The sequence below is a fragment of the Telluria sp. ZB4P34 genome (assembly GCF_059686055.1).
The window spans coordinates 971,317-990,348 of sequence record NZ_JCASIF010000001.1 but is presented as its reverse complement, the minus strand read 5'-3'; the positions used below and the strand labels follow the sequence as shown (position 1 = coordinate 990,348).

Sequence of the window (19,032 nt, the reverse complement as noted above, 5' to 3'; positions counted from 1 at the left end):
AACGCACGATGAAGCATGCGCTGGCCTCTTTGCCTGTCCTCGTGGCCGTCCTGCTGGGCGGCTGTACCCTGTTCAAGAGCGGGATGAAGCCGGCGCCTGCGCCGGTCGCGGCGGCCAGGCCGGCGGCGCCGGCCCTGCTCGACCCGAGCGGCACGCCGATCGAGCGCGTGCCGTTCCGGATCGGCGTGTCGTCGGCGACGGTCGAGAGGATGGCGAAGGGGCAGGGCTGCACGGGCGGGCAGGGCGCCGGGCTCGTGACGGAAGAAGGGCCGGTGGAGGTTTACCGGATGCGTTGCGAGGATGGGAAGGTATTTATGGCGCGCTGTGAGTTGCGCCAGTGCGTGAAGATGTAGTTGGCAGCTTAGTTGGACGTAGGGTGGTCGGCTTCGCCGACCGCGCGTCCAAATCACACATGCATCGCGACGACGCATCCCGTGCTTGAACGCGCGGTCGGCGGAGCCGACCACCCTACAAATGAATCAGGCCGCAGGCGGCACGTAACCCTGCGCCTGGTCGGCAGCGCCATCACCGAAGAAATGACGTTCCATCTGCGTCGCCAGGTACTTGCGCGCGCGGTCGTCCGCCAGGTTCAGGCGGTTCTCGTTGATCAGCATGGTCTGGTGCTTCAGCCATGCCTGCCAGGCTTCTTTCGAAACCGACAGGTACAGCTTCTTGCCCATTTCGCCTGGTACCGGCGGGAAGTCCAGTCCTTCGGCTTCCTTCTTCAGTTTGATGCATTGGACGGTGCGGGCCATGGTAGTGCTCCTGTAATCCTGTTATTCAAGCCGTGCGGGTCGGGCCGGCACGCAGTAAAGCTCTATTATAGGGTCTTGATGAAAACCTGTGACCGGCGCTGCCAGTTGTACATGTGCTGGCGGTCCTTCGGCAGGTCGTCCACCGTGGCCGGTACGAAGCCGCGCTTCTTGAACCAGTGCGCGGTGCGCGTGGTCAGCACGAACAGCTTGGTCAGGCCGGCCGCGCGGGCGCGGTTCTCGATGTGCTTGAGGATGCGCTCGCCGTCGCCCTGGGTCTGGGCGTCCGGGCTCACCGTCAGGCAGGCCATCTCGCCCATCTTCGCCTCCGGGAACGGATACAGGGCGGCGCAGCCGAAGATCACGCCGTCGTGGTCGATCACGGAGAACTGGTCGATCTCGCGCTCGATGAGTTCGCGGCCGCGGTAGACCAGGGTGCCGTCAGCTTCGAGCGGCTCGATCAGCTTGATAATCCCGCCGACGTCCTCAATTGTGGCGTGACGCAGGCTTTCGAGGTTTTCGTGGCTGATCATGGTGCCGACGCCGTCGTGGGTGAACAGCTCCAGCAGGGCGGAACCGTCCATCTCGAAAGACACGATGTGCGCGCGGTCGACGCCGCTATTGCAGGCCTTGACGGCGTGCCGCAGGTAGAAGGCCGCGTCAGGCGGCAGGAAGCCGGCCTGCAGCACGGCCTCGGCCTGGTGCGAGGACAGTTCGCGGATCTCGGCGCCGGCCGCGTCGCTCATCATCGAGGTCTCGGTGATGAAGATCAGCTTGTCGGCGTGCAGGGCGATCGCGGCCTCGGCGGCCACGTCTTCCATGGTCAGGTTGAAGATTTCGCCGGTGGGCGAGAAGCCCAGCGGCGACAGCAGCACCAGGCTGTCCTCGGTCTGCAGGATCGGCTGGATCTTGTCGGCGGCGATCTTGCGGGTGACGCCGGTGAGTTCGAAGTCGGTGCCGTCGATCACGCCCAGCGGGCGGGCGACGACGAAGTTGCCCGAGACGATGCTGATCTGGGCATGCGACATCGGGGTGTTCGGCAGCCCCTGGCTGAAAGCGGCTTCGATGTCGAGACGCAGTTCGCCGGCGGCTTCCTTCGCGCACTCGAGCGCGGCGCTGTCGGTGATGCGGATGCCGTTGTGAAAGCGCCCTTCCACGTTACGCAGGGCGAGCTGCTCGGCCACCTGCGGACGCGAGCCGTGCACCAGCACCAGGCGGATGCCGAGGCCCAGCAGCAGGGACAGGTCCTGGGCCAGCACCGGCAGGGCGCCGGATGCCACCAGTTCGCCCGGGAAGGCAACGACGAAGGTCTTGCCGCCGAAGGTGTGAATGTATGGCGCGACGGAGCGCAGCCACTGGACGAATTGGGTAGGATTTTCCATTTGCCGCATTATAATTCGCTGCGCGTTGTGCGCACCAAATACCGTATAAAAATCAATGTCTGAACAGAGTAACAAGCCTTCGCAGCAGCAGGCGCGCACTGCTTCCCGGAACCCTTCCGCCACCGATACGGATACCCGGCGGCCGGAGGACGAAACGCGTGCGCCGCAGACGCGACAGCCGATGACGCAGACGCGCGATGGCGAACTGCAGACCCGGCCCGAGGACAAGGGGCCGCGCCGGGCACCTGCGCCGCCGCGCAAGGAGCATGGCGAGCGTCCGGCGAACGGGCAGGGCGGCGGGCAGCCGCGGCCCCAGCGTGCACCGGATCGGCCGGATGCGCCGCCACGCGAACGCGGCGAGCGCGCGCCACGCGAGCAGGAGCGCGGCGCGGATGCGCGCACGCCTCCTTTCCGCAATCCGCTCCCGCCGATTACCTTCCCCGAAGACCTGCCGGTGTCCGGCCGCCGCGCCGAGATCGCGAAGGCGATTAACGACAACCAGGTGGTCATCGTCTCCGGCGAAACCGGTTCGGGCAAGACCACCCAGCTGCCGAAGATCTGCCTGGAGCTGGGCCGCGGCCAGAGGGGCCTGATCGGCCACACCCAGCCGCGCCGCATCGCCGCGTCGAGCACCGCCAAGCGCATCGCGCAGGAACTCGGTTCGCCGCTGGGCGAGCACGTGGGCTTCAAGGTGCGCTTCAACGACACCTTGCACAAGGGCGCGTCGGTCAAGCTGATGACCGACGGTATCCTGCTGGCCGAGACCCAGACCGATCCGCTGCTGCGCGCCTACGACACGATCATCATCGACGAAGCGCACGAACGCAGCCTGAACATCGACTTCCTGCTCGGCTACCTCAAGCAGCTGCTGCCGCGCCGTCCGGACCTGAAGGTGATCATCACTTCGGCGACCATCGATGCCGAGCGCTTCTCGCGCCATTTCGGCACGCCGGGCAAGCCGGCGCCCGTCATCGAGGTCTCGGGCCGCCTGTACAAGGTGGAAGTGCGCTATCGGCCGGTGGACCGCGACCCGGTGTCCGCCACCCAGCCGAAGCCGGGCGAACCCTCTCCGAAGGCACAGGTAGCCCGCGACAAGCGCGACCTGATGGATGCCGTCGTCGATGCGGTCGATGAGCTGTGCCGCATCGGCTCGGGCGACGTGCTGGTGTTCCTGCCGGGCGAGCGCGAGATCCGCGACTGCGCGGAAAGCCTGCGCAAGCACCATCCGCCGCATGTCGAGATCCTGCCGCTGTTCGCGCGCCTGTCCGTCGAGGAGCAGGACCGCGTGTTCAAGACGACCAATGCGCGCCGCATCGTGCTGTCGACGAATGTGGCTGAAACCTCGCTGACCGTTCCGGGCATCCGCTACGTGGTCGATACCGGCCTGGCGCGCGTGAAACGCTACAGCTTCCGCAACAAGGTCGAGCAGCTGCAGATCGAGCCGGTGGCGCAATCCTCGGCCAACCAGCGCGCCGGCCGCTGCGGCCGCGTGGCCGACGGCGTCTGCATCCGCCTGTACGAAGAGGACGATTTCAACAAGCGCCCCAGGTTCGCCGACCCGGAGATCCTGCGCTCCTCGCTGGCGGCGGTCATCCTGCGCATGAAGTCGCTGCACCTGACCGACGTCGAGACCTTCCCTTTCATCGAGCCGCCGCAGGGCCGCGCGATCGCGGACGGCTACCAGCTGCTGCAGGAAGTCGGCGCGGTCGACGACGCCAACGAGCTGACGAGCCTCGGCCGCAAGCTGGCCAAGCTGCCGCTCGATCCGCGCGTGGGCCGCATGATCCTGGCAGCGGTCGACAACGACTGCCTCACCGAGATGCTGATCGTGGCGTCGGCCCTGTCGACGCAGGATCCGCGCGACCGCCCGGTCGAGTACCAGCAGCAGGCCGACGAGAAGCACAAGAAGTTCGCCGACGAGAAGTCCGAGTTCCTCAGCTACCTGAAGATCTGGGCCTGGTTCGAGGACGCGATCGAGCACAAGAAAACCAACCGCCAGCTGCAGGAGAACTGCCGCGCCAACTTCCTGTCGCAGCTGCGCCTGCGCGAGTGGCGCGACGTGCATTCGCAGCTTCTGACGGTGGCGCGCGAGCAGGGCTGGCGCCTGAACGCCGCCCCGGCCACCTACGACCAGCTGCACCTGGCGCTCCTCACCGGCCTGCTGGGCAACATCGGCTTCAAGGCCGAGGACGAGCCGGTATTCCTGGGCGCGCGCGGCATCAAGTTCCACATCTGGCCCGGTTCCTACCTCGCCAAGAAGCCGGGACGCTGGGTGATGGCGGCCGAACTTGTCGAGACCACGCGCCTGTATGCGCGCACCATTGCGCAGATCCAGCCGGAGTGGGTGGAGAAGATCGGCGCGCACCTGTTGAAGAAGTCGTGGGGCGAGCCGCGCTGGGAAAAGCGCCAGGCGCAAGTGACGGCGCTGGAGCGCGCCACCCTGTACGGCATCGTCGTCTACAGCAACCGCCGCATCAACTACAGCCAGCACAACCCGGTGGAGGCGCGCGAGATCTTCATCCGCGACGCGCTGGTGGCGGGCGACTACGAAACGCGCGCGCCCTTTTTTGCGCACAACCACAAGCTGGTGCGCGAGATCGAGAACCTCGAGCATAAATCGCGCCGTCTGGACGTGCTGGTGGACGAGCAGCTGATCGCCGCGTTCTACGACAAGGAAATCCCCGACACGGTGGTGAACGGCGCCGGTTTCGAGAAGTGGTACAAGGACGCGTCGCGCGACAATCCGAAGCTCCTGTTCCTGGTCCGCGAAGAGCTGATGCGGCACGAGGCGGCCGGCGTCACCACCGAGCTGTTCCCGAAGACGATGAACGTCACCGGCATCGAGATGGGCTTGACCTATCACTTCGAGCCGGGCAGCCCGCGCGACGGCGTGACCCTCGCCGTGCCGCTGTTCGCACTCAACCAGATTCCGCAAGAGCGCGCGGGCTGGCTGGTGCCGGGCATGCTGAAGGAGAAGGTGCACCTGCTGCTCAAATCGCTGCCGCAGAAGCTGCGCCGCCATTGCGTGCCGCTGCCGGACTATGCGGCCAGGTTCTTCGAGCGCCACCAGGAGCCCTTGCGCTTCGCCAAGGGCGACCTGGTCGACGCGCTGATCGCCGACATTCACATGCACACCAGTGCGCGCGTGCTCACTGGCGACTTCAAGCTCGAGACGCTGCCGGCGCACCTGTTCATGAACTTCAAGGTGATCGACGAGCACGGACGGCAGCTGGACATGGGACGCAACCTGGCGACCCTGCAGGCCGAGCTGGGCGGACAGGCGCGCGAGAGCTTCCAGAAGATGGCGGAAGCGACGCCGACGGCGGCGCCGGCGAAGCTGCAGGCCGCCCCGGCGCCTGCCGTGCCGGCAAAAGGGAAGGGCAATGCGCCGGTGACGAAACCGGGCAGCCAGGCATCGAACGCGGCGCCTGGCGCTGGCGCGGCCGCAGGCGCGGTCCAGCACACCGGCTTGACCACCTGGAGCTTCGGCGAGCTGCCGGAACTGCTGGAGATCACGCAAGGCAAGCTGACCCTCATCGGCTTCCCGGCCCTGGTGGACAAGAACACGCATTGCGACCTGGAAGTGTTCGACGACCCGAACGTCGCGGCACGCACCCACCGGATCGGCCTGCGCCGCCTGTTCGCGCTGCAGCTGAAGGACCAGCTCAAGTTCGCCGAAAAGAACATCCCCGGCCTGCAGGGCATGGGCATGCAGTTCATGAGCGTGGGCACGCAGGAAGAGCTGCGCGACCAGATCATCGCCAAGGCGATCGACATCGCCTGCCTGCAGGATCCGCTGCCGGTCAACTCCGGCGAGTTCAACAAGCGCAAGGACGAAGGCAAGGGCCGCATCGGCCTCCTGATCAACGAGATCGCGCGCCTGGTAGGCTCGGTGCTGGCGGAGTTCCATGGCATGCCCAAGCGTATCCAGAGCCTGGCGCCGGCGGTGCAGCAGGACATCGGGTCGCAGCTGCAGGGCTTGATCCACAAGCGCTTCATCGCGGACAACGAGTACAGCCAGCTGGCGCACTTTCCGCGCTACCTGAAGGCGATCAACGTGCGCCTCGAGAAGCTGCGCGGCAATCCTTCGCGCGACGCGCAGCTGATGGCGGAGTGGCAGAACGCGGCCAGCCAGTTCCAGCGTACGCTCAAGAACCAGGCGGGCAAGAACAACGATCCGCGCATGCTGGAGTTCCGCTGGATGCTGGAGGAATTGCGGGTGTCGCTGTTCGCGCAGGAGTTGCGTACGCCGATGCCGGTGTCGGCCAAGCGCTTGCAGAAGGTGTGGGAGTCGATGATTCGCTAATGCAGCGGGGTTTCGTAGGCTGGGCAGATTCTGCCCACGCGTTCAACTGAAGCACGTATTCACGCGCTGTGTCGCATGTCGGCCAAAGCCCGACATTTCATCGCGGGATGTGATTGCGCTCCGGTGGTCGAAACGCGTGGGCGGGAGAACAGTCCACTGGACTGTTTTCCCGCGCCCACGCTACGGAGGCCTTCACGCTTGCGCTGTCAGCCGATATTGCTGCCGCGAATCCGGCTCAGGTCCTTATCGTCTCCATCATGCCCCGGTCGCGGATCGGGGCTGCCGCCGACGCCATACGAGTCGCCATGCAGGCTCCCCGATCCGACACTGACGCCCACGCTGCTGCCGGCGCCGCCGCCGCTCCCTGCGTGCCCTGCGCCCATGCTGGAGCCCACGGCGCCGCCCATCGTGGAGCCGGCTCCCGTGCTGCCCGGCATGGTGCGGATCGGAAGCGCCGGACCCATCGACGGTGCGCCCAGGCGATTGATGTCGGTGCCATAGAAGCTGTGGATACTGTCGGCCCAGGTGATATCGCTCATGTCCGGCCAGGCGTCCTTGTTGAAGCCGGGGGCGCTCTTGAGCCGTTCCTTTTCGACGTTGAGTACCATGCGCTTGTTGTCCGTATCCAGGTGCAGCGCCTGCCAGGGCACGGCGAACAGCTTCTCGCCCATGCCCAGGAAGCCGCCGAAGGCCAGCACGGCATACGCCACCTGGCCGGTCTGCATGTCGAGCATGATTTCCTTGATCTCGCCGAGATCTTCTTCGGCAGCGTTGACGACGCTGTCTCCGATCAGGGTATCCGCACCCATCAGCGCAGGCCCCGGGCCAGTGTTGCGGACGTTTTTGTACATGCCATATTTATCACGATCTGCGTAGCTCATCGCACACCTCCTAGGTCGTTGGTTGGCCACGAAGCAGGGCGGCTCACCCGTCAAGGGTAGGGCGCAACCCCACTGGTCGCATGATATGGCGCAATCGTGCGAGGGCGCGCGCGGCAGGAGACAAGCTGCGTGCGCGCTATGCGAGCTAGCGTACAGAACAATAGCTGGCGCGTGGTTATTGTGCCAAGTAATGTTTCGGAGAGAAAAGAGATGACCGTCAATTCCCGCTGCAACTACACCGGCTTGTTCAGCAAACGTATCCCCACGCGCTCGGCAGGCACCCTGTTCAGTTCCGTTTTCGCCCGCCTGGGCTGGTTCGGCCGCCGCTGAACCGGGGCGCAGCGCGCGGGCCGGCCCCGGCCCGCGCCAGTCTCAGGACCGGCGCGCTCTCAGGCCCATCCGATGCCGCTGCGGGCAGTCACGCCACAGGCGCGTCCGGTGGCGAAGGGCGAGGCATCCGCCATCGACGCCAGCACGGGGCCGCCGCCGGCCCGGCCGTCTGCCAAACGCTTCACTTGTATCTCCCGCACGACGCCTCTCCAGATTCCCGCATTGGTCCCGCCCTGGTACAGGCATGACAAAAACTCCTTGTTGTTTCGCACACCTGTGCTAAAGTGTGCGCATGAACACCACTTCCAAAAGCGAAGCCACCTACGCGACCATCCTCGACGCCGCCTACGGCATGGCGTCCAGCGAGGGCATCGGCAAGGTCTCGCTGGGCGAGCTGTCCAAGCGGACCGGCATCAGCAAGAGCGGCGTGTTCTCGCGCGTCGGTTCGCTCGAGGCCCTGCAGGCGGCGGTGCTGGACGAATACGACCGCCGCTTCAGCGAGGAAGTGTTCATGCCTGCCCTGCAGGTGGCCAAGGGCCTGCCGCGCCTGACCCTGCAGGTCGAGTTGTGGCTGAGGAAGATCGGCAACGAGACGGCGCGGGGAGGCTGCCTGTACACGGCCGGCGCCTTCGAGTTCGACGACGTGCCGGGTCCGCTGCGCGACCGCATCGAAGCCGGCGTGAACCGCTGGCGCGCCTCCCTGCGCAAGACGGTGCTGCAGGCGATGGAGGCGGGGCAGCTGCGGCCCGATACCGAACCCGAGCAGCTGGTGTTCGAGATCTACAGCCTGGCCATCGGCGTGATGCACGACGCGCGCTTCCTGCGTGCGAACGCGGTGCCGCGGCGGGCGCAACGGGCCTTCAACCGCCTGATATCGACGTACAAGAGTTTCAACGACCTGGAATAGGGTGTCACTGAACCGGACAGGCCACGCCTGTCCTTTTTTCTCAACTTATTTCGCACGGGTGTGCGAAAACAAGCTGTGCTGAAGGAGTCGATCATGTCTGCATTCTGGTTGCTGGTATTCCCCGTCGCCGGGTTCGCGTGGGTAGGGTTGCGCAAGGTGATGTGCGCGTTGCCGAAGTCGAATGAGGATTTCGTGTTTTGTTGACGCGGCTCGAAGAGAATGCGCTGCCACCGCGCTTCCGTGAGCTGAACGCGCGGGCGGCGCAGGTGTCGCAGGCGGCTCATCGCATCGGGTGGAGCCGCCCACCCTACGATCAGCGTGGTCTCGCAGTTGCACGGCAGGCTGCGCGATGATCAGCGCAGCAGCTTGAGCCCCGGCGGCAGCGCGTCGCCCAGCATGCGGGTTTCGACAGCCTGGTCGAGTTCGACCACCTCGCGCACCATGGCGGGCCAGGCAGCGGGAGCGCCGCTGGCGGACAGGCGGCGCAGCACCTCCTCGCGCATCGCCTGGCCTATGTCGCGCGAGCGGTCGCCGGTCATGCGCGCGATGTGGGCGGCGGCAAAGCCGGCCGGCTCGATCCGCTTCCAGTCGAGCTGCAACAGCTTGCCGAGCCAGCTTTCCGCGGACGCGGCCGGGGCTACTTCGTGCGCGGCGCCGTGGAAGGACTGGCGGGCGCCCACCCTGCCCAGCGCCCACAGGTAGCGTGCGTAGCGGGCCGCGGCGCGGGCGTCGATCCTGGCGCCGGTCGGCATGTCCATGATCTGCTGGACCAGCCAGTCGCCGATCTCGGCCTTGTAGGCGGACGGAATGCGTTCCAGCGAAGCGCCGACGCGCAGCATGTCGTCCTCGGTGCCGTCGACCAGCGTCACCGGACGGCGGCCGCGTTCCGACGCATCGGCCTGCAGGTTGAAGGCGAAGTCGTCGAGCAGGCGCAGCTGGGCTTCGGTAGACAGGCCGCCGGCCACGCGGCGCCACAGGGTCCACCACTCGGCCCGCACCTGGCCGTCCTTGTGGTACTGCAGCCCTGGCTCGAACAGCGCCCACAGCTGCTCGATGCGCCACGCGTCGAGCGGATGGCCGAAGCCGGGACGCAGGCAGTAGCCGGCCAGGTTCAGCCACACGCGTTCGTGCTCGCCCGACCTGCGCCGTCCCTTGGCGCGTGCCAGCAGGGCGTCGAACAGGCGGCGCAACAGCGGCGTGGTCCAGCGTTCGCGTGGACCCAGCAGCTGCTCGAGCGCGGCGCGCAGCTGGCGCACCTCGCGCGGGTCGACCTGCTGCGAGCGGTTGCCGAAGATGCGGTCGATGAGGGCGATGGCCTCATCGAGTTCCTGCGGCAGCGCAGCCTCCTCGACCGGCTCTTCGTCCTCCTGGCCGCGCAGCTGGAATTCGAGACGCCAGCGTTGGCTTGCGTCTTCTTCGGCGACGCAGGACACTTCCAGCGTGCCGACTTCGGACAGGACGGTTGCCAGCTGCACCGGAATATCGGTGCTGCGCCTGCTGCGCAAGACTGTCGAGATGGCCGGCAGGCGCACGATGTCGGCGGCCGGCAGGTCCAGCAGGTCGCCGGGCTGCGGCGGCACGCCGCCGGGATCGCCCGTCATGGACACCAGGTGGAAACGCACCGGCCGCCCCAGGCGCAGGGCAAAGCTGCGGCTCGCCAGGCGGATTTCTTCGGCGGCGGGCGCGCCGCGCGGCAGCAGGCAGACCGCGCGTACCGTGTCCCCGGACTGCTGCGCGTCCAGCAGCAGGTAGTAGTTGCGCGCCGAGCCGCTTTCGATGCCTGGGGCCTGGCCCGCGCGCGCCAGCGAATAGGCGACGCCGCCGCGCGCCACCGCGACGTCCGGATCCTCGTTGTGCAGCACCTGGACGGGTGCGCCGCGCCAGGTGGACAGCACCTCGGCCAGGCGCCGCGCCAGGGCCGCGCCGCGGAACACGCCGCCGTTGAGCAGCAGGGCGTCGGGAACCGGAAGCCTTCCGTCATTCCCGGTGTCGTCCGCCTTGCCGAGCGCTTCACGCGCAGCGGCCGCATGCTGGCGCAGGAACCCGGCGAGGTGGCGCGTCACGGCCGGGTCGCTCGCATACGGCAGGCCGAATTCGACGATGCCGGCCCTCGCGCGCCTGGCGGGTTCCTGCGCTTCGTTCGGCGGGAAGAAGCCGTCGAGGACGATGCGCTGCACATCCTCGCGCGTGATCGTGGCCGAGCGGCTGGCGCCGACCAGGCGCGAACCGGCGCCGAGCAGCGTGACGCCGACCTGCTCCGGTGCGTCGGGGGCCAGCAGCTGTTCCTTGGCAGCGCGGCAGCGCTCCGTCAGCTGGGCCATGCGGCCGGCCGACAGGCGCTCGGGGTTGCCGAGACGCGACTCGGCCAGGTGCGCCAGCGCCAGGTCCATGTTGTCGCCGCCGAGGATCAGGTGGTTGCCGACGCCGATGCGGGTCAGCGCCGGCTCGCCGCCGTCGTCCAGCCCGACCTTGACCAGGCTGAAGTCGGTAGTGCCGCCGCCGACGTCGGCCACCAGCACCAGGCGCGTGTGCGCCAGGTCCCGGGCCAGGGTGGCGCGGTGGCGGTAGAGCCAGTCGTAGAGGGCGGCCTGGGGTTCTTCCAGCAGGCGCAGTTCCGGCAGGCCGGCCATGCGCGCCGACGCCAGGGTGAGCGCACGCGCGCCTTCGTCGAACGAGGCAGGGACGGTGAGGACGATCTGCTGGCGCTCCAGCGGCGCCTGTGGGAAGCGCGCGTTCCAGGCCGCGCGCAGGTGCGCCAGGTAGCTGGCGCTGGCCGCGACCGGCGATACCTTGGCCACGTCCGCGTCTCCGGCGCCCCAGGGCAGGATGGCGGCCATGCGATCGACGCCCGCATGGGACAGCCAGCTCTTGGCGCTGGCCACCAGCCGTCCCGGCGCTTGCCCGCCGAGCACGCGCGCCAGGCGCCCCACGGCGACGCGCTCGACGCCGGCCGGGTCCTGCTGGATCCACGGGAGCTGGAGTTCGCCGGAAGCGAGTTCGCCCTCGGCGGGGTGGTAGCGCATCGAGGGCAGCAGCGGCGAAGCGGCAACTTCGCCGGGCGCCACCAGTTGCTCGATCTCCAACAGCTCGACATCGGGCGCGCCGGGCCGGGCGTAGGCGAGCACCGTGTTCGTGGTGCCCAGGTCGATGCTGACGAGGTACTGATTCACTGCGGGGTCACTGGGGCATCAATGCTGGTCCGGCGCATTGCGGACGTCGAATTCGATCTTCCAGCGCTGGCCTTCGCGCGATACGGCCGCCAGTTCCAGCGTGCCGGCATCCGTCGCCAGCGCATGCAGCTTGACCTGCACCACGTCGCCCGCGACGCGGCCCTCGGCCGGCAGCGTGGCCTGGATTTCGTTCATCTCCTGCAGCTCGTCCGGGCCCCAGAACTCGAGCACCTCGCCGATGCGGTCCTGGCGGCGCGTGGTGGAACCGAAGAAGCGGAAGGTGACCGGCTCGCCCACCACCAGGCCGAATTCCTGGCCCGGCAGTTCGAGTTCACTGCCTTCTTCCATGCCGAAGGGCGCCACGCACAGCGCTTCGATCGGTGGCTCCATGCCGGGAATGGCCGGCATCGACGATTCCACGCCGACGTAGTAGGAACGGGCCGTGCCGCCGCGGATGCGAACGCCGCCGCCGCGGCGGGCATGGCTGAAGTAGGCGGCGCCGCGCGCCACCGCCAGGTCGAGGTCGGCGCCTTCGAGCATGCGCGCCGGTTCGGCTCCTTCCAGGTAGAGCCAGTCGTTGATGGTGTCCATCACGCGCTGGGCCAGGATGTTCGATTTGAAGACGCCGCCGTTGAACAGCACCGCGCTCGGGTGCAGGAAACTCGGGCCGCCGTCGCGGTGTTCGGCATTCACGCGGCCCTCGAAACCTTCCAGCTCCGCCGTGGCGCCGGCCTGGCGCGCCAGGAAGGCGGCCAGGTGTTTCGTGATCGCGGCATCCTGCGCGTAGGGCAGGCCGACCTGGGTCAGGCCGGCGCGCTGGCGCGTGGCCGGGCGTGCCGACGCCTCGACGCGCGGGAAGAAGCCGTCGGTAATGAAGGCGGTGACCTCATCGCGCGTGAGTTCAGTGCGGATCGAGCCGCCGATGAGCTTCGAGCTGCGGCTCGGCACCACGATCGGCCACACGGTGGCGTTGGCGTCGGCCAGCAGGTGTTCCTTGGCGCTGCGGCAGCCGTAGGTGAGGGCGCGCATCTGCCAGGCATCGAGCTGGGTGCCGCCCGCCTGCAGTTTGCGCGCCACGAAATGGGCCAGGGCCAGGTCCATGTTGTCGCCGCCCAGCAGGATGTGGTCGCCTACTGCCACGCGATGCGGCTCCAGCTTGCCGTCGCGCTCGAGGATGGCGATCAGCGAGAAGTCGCTGGTGCCGCCGCCCACGTCCACGACCAGCACGATGTCGCCGGCCTTGACCTGCTTGCGCCAGGCGCCGCGGCTGCCCTGGATCCAGCTGTAGAGGGCGGCCTGCGGCTCTTCCAGCAGGGTCGGCTGGAAGCCGGCGTTGCGCGCCGCCTCGGCCGTGAGCTCGCGCGCGCCCGGATCGAAGGAAGCGGGAATGGTGACGGTGACCTGCTGGGCATCGAAAGGCGCGTCCGGATGCGCCGCATTCCAGGCCTGGCGCAGGTGCGCCAGGTAGCGGGTCGAGGCCTCGAGCGGCGAGACGCGCGCGACTTCTTCCGGGGCGTCGTGCGGCAGGATGGCTGCGCGGCGGTCCACGCTCGGATGGCTCAGCCAGCTCTTGGCCGAGGACACCAGGCGGATCGGTGTGGTGGCGCCGCGGCTCCTTGCCATTTCACCGGCAATGAAGCCCTCGCCCCCCGGGCTCCACGGCAGCGCCGTTTCGCCGGCGGCCAGTTCGTCCGGATGCGGCAGGTAGAGGAAGGAGGGCAGCAGCGGCAGCGCCTCGACGGTGCCGGGCCCGCTCAGCTGCGGGATGGGCAGGACGCCGTCGACGGTCTTCTCGCCGTCGCTGGCCTGCAGGTCGACATAGGACAGGGCGCTGTGGGTAGTGCCGAGGTCGATGCCGATCGCATACCGGGCCGACTGCGGGGCGTTCAATGCGTCGCTCACAGTTCCACCTCCGCCGGCGCCAGCACGCGCGCGTCGTGCTTCTCGGCCAGCTGCGGCAGCTGGACCTTGGTGGCACGCCAGCCGCGGTGCGACAGCGTCCCCTTGAACGGCGCCTGGCCGACCACGTTGCCGGTCAGGCGCACGCTGGCGGCGTCGAAGCCTTCCTCGAGCGTGATGCGGGCGCCTTCTGCTTCGCTGCGTACCGGTTCGATGGTGAAGTGCTCGCGCAGCACGCGCGCGCAGCCTTCGTGCACGACGCGGGCGGCGGCGCCGATATCGGCGTCGGAATAGGCGCTCAGGTTTTCCTGGGTGAAGTCGATCAGGCGCGCTTCGCGCTGGAGCAGGCTCAGCAGCTGCAGGGCCGACTCGGCGGTCGGGGCGCGCAGAGGGGCGGCCGTCGGGGCCGGCGTTGGTGCGACAGTTGGCGCAGGCGTCGGCGTAGGCGTCGGCGCCACGGTCGGGGCCGCCACCGGGCCGACCCCGTCATCGCGCACGCGCGCGGCGAACTCGGCGTCGCCGAGCGACTTGAAGAAGGTGCCAAAGGCGATCGAAAGCCGGCTCCAGAAGCCGGGCAGCTTGCTTGGTGTGTTCATTCTTGATGTTCTGTAGGGTAAGGGACGGGCCCGCTGTCGGACAGCATCGGGGCCGGATTCCGGAAAACGCGCATGATACCAGTTCAGCCACGAGCGGGGCGCGGGTGCGCCGGCGCGGCGCGCGGCGCCGGCAGTCGGCCGGGCCGGCGCCATGGCCGAAGGCTAGGGCTGGGCGCCCCAGCGGCGGCACGTTTCCAGGTTGCGTTCGGGGTTCGTGCCCCACTGGTTGGTGTGGATCGCGGTGCCCAGCTTGCCGAGCAGCGAGGTGAAGACCGGCTTGTCCTTGGCCAGGCATGCCATGTAGGCGTAGCGGTTCAGGCGCGCCGGGTTGTTGGGAAAGCGGGCGAACATGTCCTCGTAAGCCTGTTTCATGCGCGGCCATTCCGCAAGGCTGTCGTCGAACAGTGCATGGCCGAATTCGTCCGCCACGCCGGAGTACAGCTCCGCATACATGCCGGAGCCGAAGCGCGTCGTGGTCTGCTCGGCGGCGTGTCGGATGAAGCTGTCGATCGACCTGATGTCGCCGCCCCACTTGGGCAGGAGCGACACCAGCAACTCGGGGTAGAGCGAGATGTCGTCGGGATTACGTTTCAGGCCGTCGGCCAGGATTGCCGCCATCTGCTGCTGGTCCCAGCCGAGGGCGGTGCCGATCTTGAGCAGCACCAGGTGGGAATAGCTGTCCGTCAGGGCGACGGCGGCGTGGGTCTCGAGATGCTTCACGGCGCGCTGCAGGTAGGCCTGGAACTGCTTCCGTGCTTCCGGCGGCACCTTGGAGATGACGTCGCCGCCGCGGTAGGACCAGCCGTGCGCCACCAGCGCGCGGGCATGCAGGCCGTGGGCGATCGCGGATGTGGGGTGGGCGGTGGCCCATTCCAGCGTCAGGCGGTCGAGTTCCGACAGGTAGGCTTCGGCATTGCTCACTTTGTTGTTGATCACCTTGCCCAGGCCGGAGCGGAACTGGTCGAGCTGCGAGCTGCCGTCCGGGCCGAAGCGTCCCGGCTGCCGGTAGTCTGCGTTCTGGCGCTCGATGGCGGCGAAGTCGCCGATCCAGAACGCGTTTGCGGCGGCCTGGGTGATGGGCGGCGTGGCCGGTTCCTCCTGGGCGTGGACGAGGGTCGCCGGCAGGCTCGCGCAGAAGACGGCGCGGCACAGGAGGCGGGCAAGACGCGCCGGAAAGAACGATGGTTTCATGGCCTGGCTCCTGCTGCGGTGGCGGACGGACGGCCGGGCGGGGCGCCGGCCGGGGCCTCTGGCGATTCCAGGCTCCAGTCCATCTTGAAGGTAGCGGGAGGGGGCTCCCCCGGTTTCGCAGGCGCGGCGTTGGCCAGCGCATAGCGCAGCGAGAGCGCGTCGAAGCTGTTCTCGAAGGCGACCGGCCGAACCCCGCGGATGCCGCGAACCGTAATTTGGCGCGCACTGATGCTGGCCTGCACCGGCTTGCCGGCGGTGTCGAAGCTGCGCGTGATGGTGGTGGCGCCGGTGACGTCGAAGCGCTGCGCCATCCTGGGGTAGGCCCGCCGGGCGGCCGGGTCCGCCTTGGCCGCCAGCGATGCCTCGGTCTCGAACATGGTGCCGAAGCGGTCGGTGGCGGTCATCAGGGTACCGTAGCGAAAGGCATTGAGCGCGGCGTCCGGCGCGGTCTTGGCGACAAGGCTTACCCGCAGCCACCAGCGCTGGACGGCGCAGCGGCTTTCCCAGTGCACGTCCTGGTAAGCCTTGCCTTGCGCCAGCAGCACCGATGCCAGGAAAGGGGGCAAGGGCAGCGGTGTGGGCTTGCCGCCGCTGCGCGCCTGGGCGATGGCGGCCATGGCGGCGTCTTGCGGCAGCGGCGCCGGCCACGCCGGCACGGCCTTGCGCGGCTTGCCCCAGGCCGTGAGCAGGCTGCGCTCGGTGGACAGGGCGTGCTTGCGCTGGCCTGGCGGCATGGCCTGCACGCGCATGATGCGGCTGGCGAAATCGACGAAACGGGGATCGTCTTCGGTACTGCAGACCTGCGGCGACGCGGCGATGGCCGCCAGCGTGGCCTGTTCGTAGGCGGCGTCTCCGGGTGCGAGGTGCCAGAGCGCGAGCTCGTTGAGCACGCGGGCGAACACGGCGAAGAACAGGGCATTGCCGTCGGGCTTGCCGCTTTCCGCGGCCTGCACGCGGCGCTCTTCGTCTATCCAGGCCGGCAAGACCTGCCCCATGCGCTCGAGATGGGCGGCGGCGATGCCTTCGGCCTCGGTGCGCAGTCCGGGATCGAGCTTCAGGGCCGCCGGCAGCACGAAAGTCCGGGCCAGGTCTTCGTGCAGCCGCTTCGTCATGGAGGCGGTTTGCTCGGCAGTCGGGTCGGCGGCCAGGACAGGCAGGGCCGGGCCGGCCAGCAAGGCGAGGAGGACAAGGGCGCCTGCGGAGCGGGAAAAGCGTGTCATGCCGGCCTTTCGACTGTCTTCAAGGATGGCGCATGATAGCAATACTGCCCAGCCGTGACGGCATGCGCGATTCGTCAGCCTGCGATTTATCCATGCTGCATAGGCGCCGCCATCCCGCGCATCTGGCGCGGCAGCGCAGGCTCGCGCCGGTCCTCGCGCAAGGCCCGCCACGGCGCGATCACCCATCAGCACGATCACCAGCGCGGAGGGCATGGCGGCCTTGGCCGCTTCTGGCGTGCCGAGATAGTTAATTCGTGAATGACGATCATCATGGATCGCAATTTGATTTCTATCTTGGAGGCCGCATACTGGAGTCATTCGATAGCGACTCCAGGGAATGACATCATGGCCACCATCATCAGTTTCATCCGCAGCCTCTTCCTCACCCCGGCTCCCATCGGTGCCCGCAATAGCAATGGCGTTGACCTGCGGACCCTGTACCAGCTCAGCCGCGGCCGCGATTCGGTATCGCCCGCCGTGCTGCGCAGGCTGGCCGAAGCGGCAGGCAAATAGGCCGTCGCCGTACTGCTCCATCGAACCCTGCCGCGTGCAGGGTTTGTTGTGGGCGCGCCGGGCCTGGTCCAGGAGATCGGCGAGGCTGCGGCGCTCAATCAGGCGCTGCCGCCGAGACAAGGCCCTGCCTTGCACAGGGCGTTCTCATGTCATGAGACCGGGCCTGGCATGCTTGCGTAGACGATCACGCCGATCAGGGCCAGCAAGGCGATCCGGGACAGCCAGCGTACGGAGCGGTAGCGTTTAGCGGCGACTTCGCCAAACAAGTTCAGGATCAAATCGGCAAGCATGTCGTTCACCTCTTTATTGTTGGACAGCCAAGCGTTTCTGCTTTCCGTCCAGTATATATGGATGAGCTGAGCCTGCGCATGGCCGGCCGGGTCCACTGCCGCGGGCGTTCAATCCAGTGCAATCACCTCGTCGCCCGCGCCCGGCTCGCATTGGGCGCCCAGCGGTTCCCAGCCATGGCGCACGACGATGCGTTCCTGCGTGTGGCAAAGCTCGACGCGGCGCGCCTGCGGCGCCTGGCGGCGCACGAAGGCCTCGATCGAGGCCGGCACGCTCACCTGCAGCGCCAGCGCCTGGATGTCCTCGACCGGATGGTCGTTCATGTGCACCAGGGGCACGAACTGCCCGGCGAACATCATCCAGTGCGAGGGAATGCGGACCGGTCCGGCTGTATAGCCCTGTGCGCGCAGCCATTCCTGCGCCTGTTCGCGCACGCCTTCCCCTGCATCGAAGCGGCCCCAGGCGCCGGCGAGCAATTCCGCCACCCACTGGTTGCAGTTCTGGTAGCGCGTGCTCCAGGCATGGGCATTGGCGCTGTATTGCCCGGCCAGCAGCGCCAGGGCCAGGCGCTTGTCCTGGGCCGCGCGCGCCAGCAGCGCGCCGTCTTGCTCCGGCAGGAACAGCAGCGAGATGTGGCCGCGCGTGGGTGCGTCGGCGCCCAGCGCGAAGCCGGCGATGCCCTGGTCGAACAGGCGCGGGCGCGACTCGTCGCAGGCATAGTAGAGCTGGCGCACGGCCCATGGACCGCCTGGATGCTCGCGCAGGGCGATGCCGGCGTGCGAGTAGAGCTGGCCGAAGCGGCTCAGGTCCAGGCCGGCGCGCGCGATGAGGGCGACGCCCGCCCCGGAGCGCTCCAGCTCGCGCTTGACCACGTTCGAGAAGCGCAGCACGCGGTCCTGCTCGGTGGCGCCGATGTCGATGGACTGCTGGCAGAACACCGGCAGTCCCGCCCACGCGCCGGCGCTCGCGCACAGCAGGAGCGCGCCGGCGGCAAGCTGGCGCAACATCGGATGCGTCAGATCGCGACCTTGCGCGAGGCCAGATCGCGGTACCAGTCGTCCTGCAGCGCCAGGAAGAAGGAGCGTTTGGTATCGGCGTGGGCGAATTCGTAGCCGTATGCGCGTTCGTTGACCTGCACCAGTTCACCCTTGTTCACGCCGCGTTCGGCCAGGGCACGGTTCGGCACGTCGAGGGTGAACTCGCGCGCCGCACCTGCCGGGCCGGCCGCCACGGCGCGCAGGGTCATGCGGGTGGTGTCGGCCTTGGCCGGGGCCTGGGCGATGTCGATCACGCGGTAGGCGCCGGCCGCCACGCGCTCGTCGCCGCCCGAGCTGTTGCTGGAGGCGCCGATCGAGTCGGACACGCTGCCGGACGAGGCCGAGCCCGCGCTCGAAGCGGACGAGGTGAAGCTGGTTGCGTGGACGGGGACGGCGAAGGCGGCGGCGAACGCGGCCAGGCACAGCGCGCGTGAAACGGTGGTGAAGGTCATGGATGTCTTTCGAGGTCTTGGCAAATGGTGCTTATGGTACAAGTCCGGCGAACTGTTGAGAAGGCGGCAGGCGTGGGATTTCTGTAAGTTGTTGTAATCGCCGGCATC

16 protein-coding genes are annotated in these 19,032 nt (G+C 68.0%); 4 read left to right on the top strand and 12 right to left on the bottom strand.

Going from position 1 to position 19,032, the window contains the following annotated elements; translation table 11 throughout:
• Positions 1 to 8 precede the first annotated feature (8 nt).
• Complete coding sequence (locus AC56KL_RS04385; RefSeq protein WP_497178912.1) at positions 9 to 353, top strand: hypothetical protein; 345 nt, start codon at positions 9 to 11, stop codon at positions 351 to 353.
• 126 nt (positions 354 to 479) lie between these two features.
• On the opposite strand, the gene AC56KL_RS04380 is transcribed toward AC56KL_RS04385, so the two are convergent.
• A complete protein-coding gene (locus AC56KL_RS04380; protein WP_497178911.1) occupies positions 480 to 755 on the bottom strand; it encodes an oxidative damage protection protein in 276 nt (91 codons plus the stop codon).
• Between the two features lie 65 nt (positions 756 to 820).
• Positions 821 to 2,134, bottom strand: coding sequence for an amino-acid N-acetyltransferase (argA, locus tag AC56KL_RS04375; protein ID WP_497178910.1), 1,314 nt, complete (start codon positions 2,132 to 2,134; stop codon positions 821 to 823).
• A 181-nt stretch (positions 2,135 to 2,315) separates the two neighbouring features.
• Here argA and hrpA point away from each other — a divergent pair, with 181 nt between their 5' ends.
• Positions 2,316 to 6,440 carry an ATP-dependent RNA helicase HrpA gene (gene hrpA, locus AC56KL_RS04370; protein ID WP_497178909.1) on the top strand — a complete coding sequence of 1,375 codons (4,125 nt, stop codon included), beginning with the start codon at positions 2,316 to 2,318 and terminating at the stop codon, positions 6,438 to 6,440.
• 206 nt (positions 6,441 to 6,646) lie between these two features.
• On the opposite strand, the gene AC56KL_RS04365 is transcribed toward hrpA, so the two are convergent.
• Together AC56KL_RS04365 and AC56KL_RS04360 are read right to left on the bottom strand one after the other, a co-directional pair.
• Positions 6,647 to 7,291 (bottom strand): PRC-barrel domain-containing protein, encoded by a 645-nt coding sequence (locus tag AC56KL_RS04365; RefSeq protein WP_497178908.1) that lies wholly within the window; start codon positions 7,289 to 7,291, stop codon positions 6,647 to 6,649.
• A gap of 419 nt (positions 7,292 to 7,710) precedes the next feature.
• A complete protein-coding gene (locus AC56KL_RS04360) occupies positions 7,711 to 7,836 on the bottom strand; it encodes a hypothetical protein (protein WP_497178907.1) in 126 nt (41 codons plus the stop codon).
• Between the two features lie 107 nt (positions 7,837 to 7,943).
• On the opposite strand from AC56KL_RS04360, the gene AC56KL_RS04355 reads away from it, so the two are divergent.
• Positions 7,944 to 8,558, top strand: a complete 615-nt coding sequence (locus AC56KL_RS04355) for a TetR/AcrR family transcriptional regulator (RefSeq protein WP_497178906.1) — start codon at positions 7,944 to 7,946, stop codon at positions 8,556 to 8,558.
• Between the two features lie 353 nt (positions 8,559 to 8,911).
• Here the strand turns inward: AC56KL_RS04355 and AC56KL_RS04350 are convergent, their stop codons facing one another.
• From AC56KL_RS04350 to AC56KL_RS04330, 5 genes are all read right to left on the bottom strand, one after another.
• Complete coding sequence (locus AC56KL_RS04350; protein WP_497178905.1) at positions 8,912 to 11,728, bottom strand: Hsp70 family protein; 2,817 nt, start codon at positions 11,726 to 11,728, stop codon at positions 8,912 to 8,914.
• An 18-nt stretch (positions 11,729 to 11,746) separates the two neighbouring features.
• Positions 11,747 to 13,630: an Hsp70 family protein gene (locus AC56KL_RS04345; protein ID WP_497178904.1), complete on the bottom strand. Its 1,884-nt coding sequence runs from the start codon at positions 13,628 to 13,630 to the stop codon at positions 11,747 to 11,749.
• Positions 13,627 to 14,223: a DUF2760 domain-containing protein gene (locus AC56KL_RS04340; RefSeq protein ID WP_497178903.1), complete on the bottom strand. Its 597-nt coding sequence runs from the start codon at positions 14,221 to 14,223 to the stop codon at positions 13,627 to 13,629. Before AC56KL_RS04340 ends, AC56KL_RS04345 begins: the two co-directional genes overlap by 4 nt.
• A 162-nt stretch (positions 14,224 to 14,385) precedes the next feature.
• Positions 14,386 to 15,414 (bottom strand): DUF4034 domain-containing protein, encoded by a 1,029-nt coding sequence (locus tag AC56KL_RS04335; RefSeq protein WP_497178902.1) that lies wholly within the window; start codon positions 15,412 to 15,414, stop codon positions 14,386 to 14,388.
• Positions 15,411 to 16,634 (bottom strand): hypothetical protein, encoded by a 1,224-nt coding sequence (locus AC56KL_RS04330; RefSeq protein WP_497178901.1) that lies wholly within the window; start codon positions 16,632 to 16,634, stop codon positions 15,411 to 15,413. The genes AC56KL_RS04335 and AC56KL_RS04330 overlap by 4 nt, the downstream gene beginning before the upstream one ends.
• A 345-nt stretch (positions 16,635 to 16,979) precedes the next feature.
• Here AC56KL_RS04330 and AC56KL_RS04325 point away from each other — a divergent pair, with 345 nt between their 5' ends.
• Positions 16,980 to 17,147, top strand: a complete 168-nt coding sequence (locus AC56KL_RS04325) for a hypothetical protein (RefSeq protein WP_497178900.1) — start codon at positions 16,980 to 16,982, stop codon at positions 17,145 to 17,147.
• Positions 17,148 to 17,296: 149 nt separating this feature from the next.
• Here the strand turns inward: AC56KL_RS04325 and AC56KL_RS04320 are convergent, their stop codons facing one another.
• Genes AC56KL_RS04320 through AC56KL_RS04310 form a run of 3 tightly spaced genes read right to left on the bottom strand, consistent with a single transcriptional unit; the run spans position 17,297 to position 18,924 of the window.
• Positions 17,297 to 17,533 carry a hypothetical protein gene (locus AC56KL_RS04320; protein WP_497178899.1) on the bottom strand — a complete coding sequence of 79 codons (237 nt, stop codon included), beginning with the start codon at positions 17,531 to 17,533 and terminating at the stop codon, positions 17,297 to 17,299.
• A gap of 12 nt (positions 17,534 to 17,545) precedes the next feature.
• The gene (locus AC56KL_RS04315) at positions 17,546 to 18,442 is read right to left on the bottom strand and encodes a DUF2145 domain-containing protein (protein WP_497178898.1); all 897 of its coding nucleotides are present in this window, start codon (positions 18,440 to 18,442) and stop codon (positions 17,546 to 17,548) included.
• Between the two features lie 8 nt (positions 18,443 to 18,450).
• Positions 18,451 to 18,924, bottom strand: coding sequence for a hypothetical protein (locus AC56KL_RS04310; RefSeq protein WP_497178897.1), 474 nt, complete (start codon positions 18,922 to 18,924; stop codon positions 18,451 to 18,453).
• Between the last annotated feature and the right edge of the window lie 108 nt (positions 18,925 to 19,032).

Coding starts and splice junctions, on each gene's coding strand:
- argA (WP_497178910.1), bottom strand. CDS start 2,134: ATGGAAAATCCTACCCAATTCGTCCAGTGGCTGCGCTCCGTCGCGCCA.
- AC56KL_RS04365 (WP_497178908.1), bottom strand. CDS start 7,291: ATGTACAAAAACGTCCGCAACACTGGCCCGGGGCCTGCGCTGATGGGT.
- AC56KL_RS04330 (WP_497178901.1), bottom strand. CDS start 16,634: ATGACACGCTTTTCCCGCTCCGCAGGCGCCCTTGTCCTCCTCGCCTTG.
- AC56KL_RS04315 (WP_497178898.1), bottom strand. CDS start 18,442: ATGTTGCGCCAGCTTGCCGCCGGCGCGCTCCTGCTGTGCGCGAGCGCC.
- AC56KL_RS04380 (WP_497178911.1), bottom strand. CDS start 755: ATGGCCCGCACCGTCCAATGCATCAAACTGAAGAAGGAAGCCGAAGGA.
- AC56KL_RS04355 (WP_497178906.1), top strand. CDS start 7,944: ATGAACACCACTTCCAAAAGCGAAGCCACCTACGCGACCATCCTCGAC.
- AC56KL_RS04325 (WP_497178900.1), top strand. CDS start 16,980: ATGGCCACCATCATCAGTTTCATCCGCAGCCTCTTCCTCACCCCGGCT.
- AC56KL_RS04385 (WP_497178912.1), top strand. CDS start 9: ATGAAGCATGCGCTGGCCTCTTTGCCTGTCCTCGTGGCCGTCCTGCTG.
- hrpA (WP_497178909.1), top strand. CDS start 2,316: ATGACGCAGACGCGCGATGGCGAACTGCAGACCCGGCCCGAGGACAAG.
- AC56KL_RS04340 (WP_497178903.1), bottom strand. CDS start 14,223: ATGAACACACCAAGCAAGCTGCCCGGCTTCTGGAGCCGGCTTTCGATC.
- AC56KL_RS04335 (WP_497178902.1), bottom strand. CDS start 15,414: ATGAAACCATCGTTCTTTCCGGCGCGTCTTGCCCGCCTCCTGTGCCGC.
- AC56KL_RS04310 (WP_497178897.1), bottom strand. CDS start 18,924: ATGACCTTCACCACCGTTTCACGCGCGCTGTGCCTGGCCGCGTTCGCC.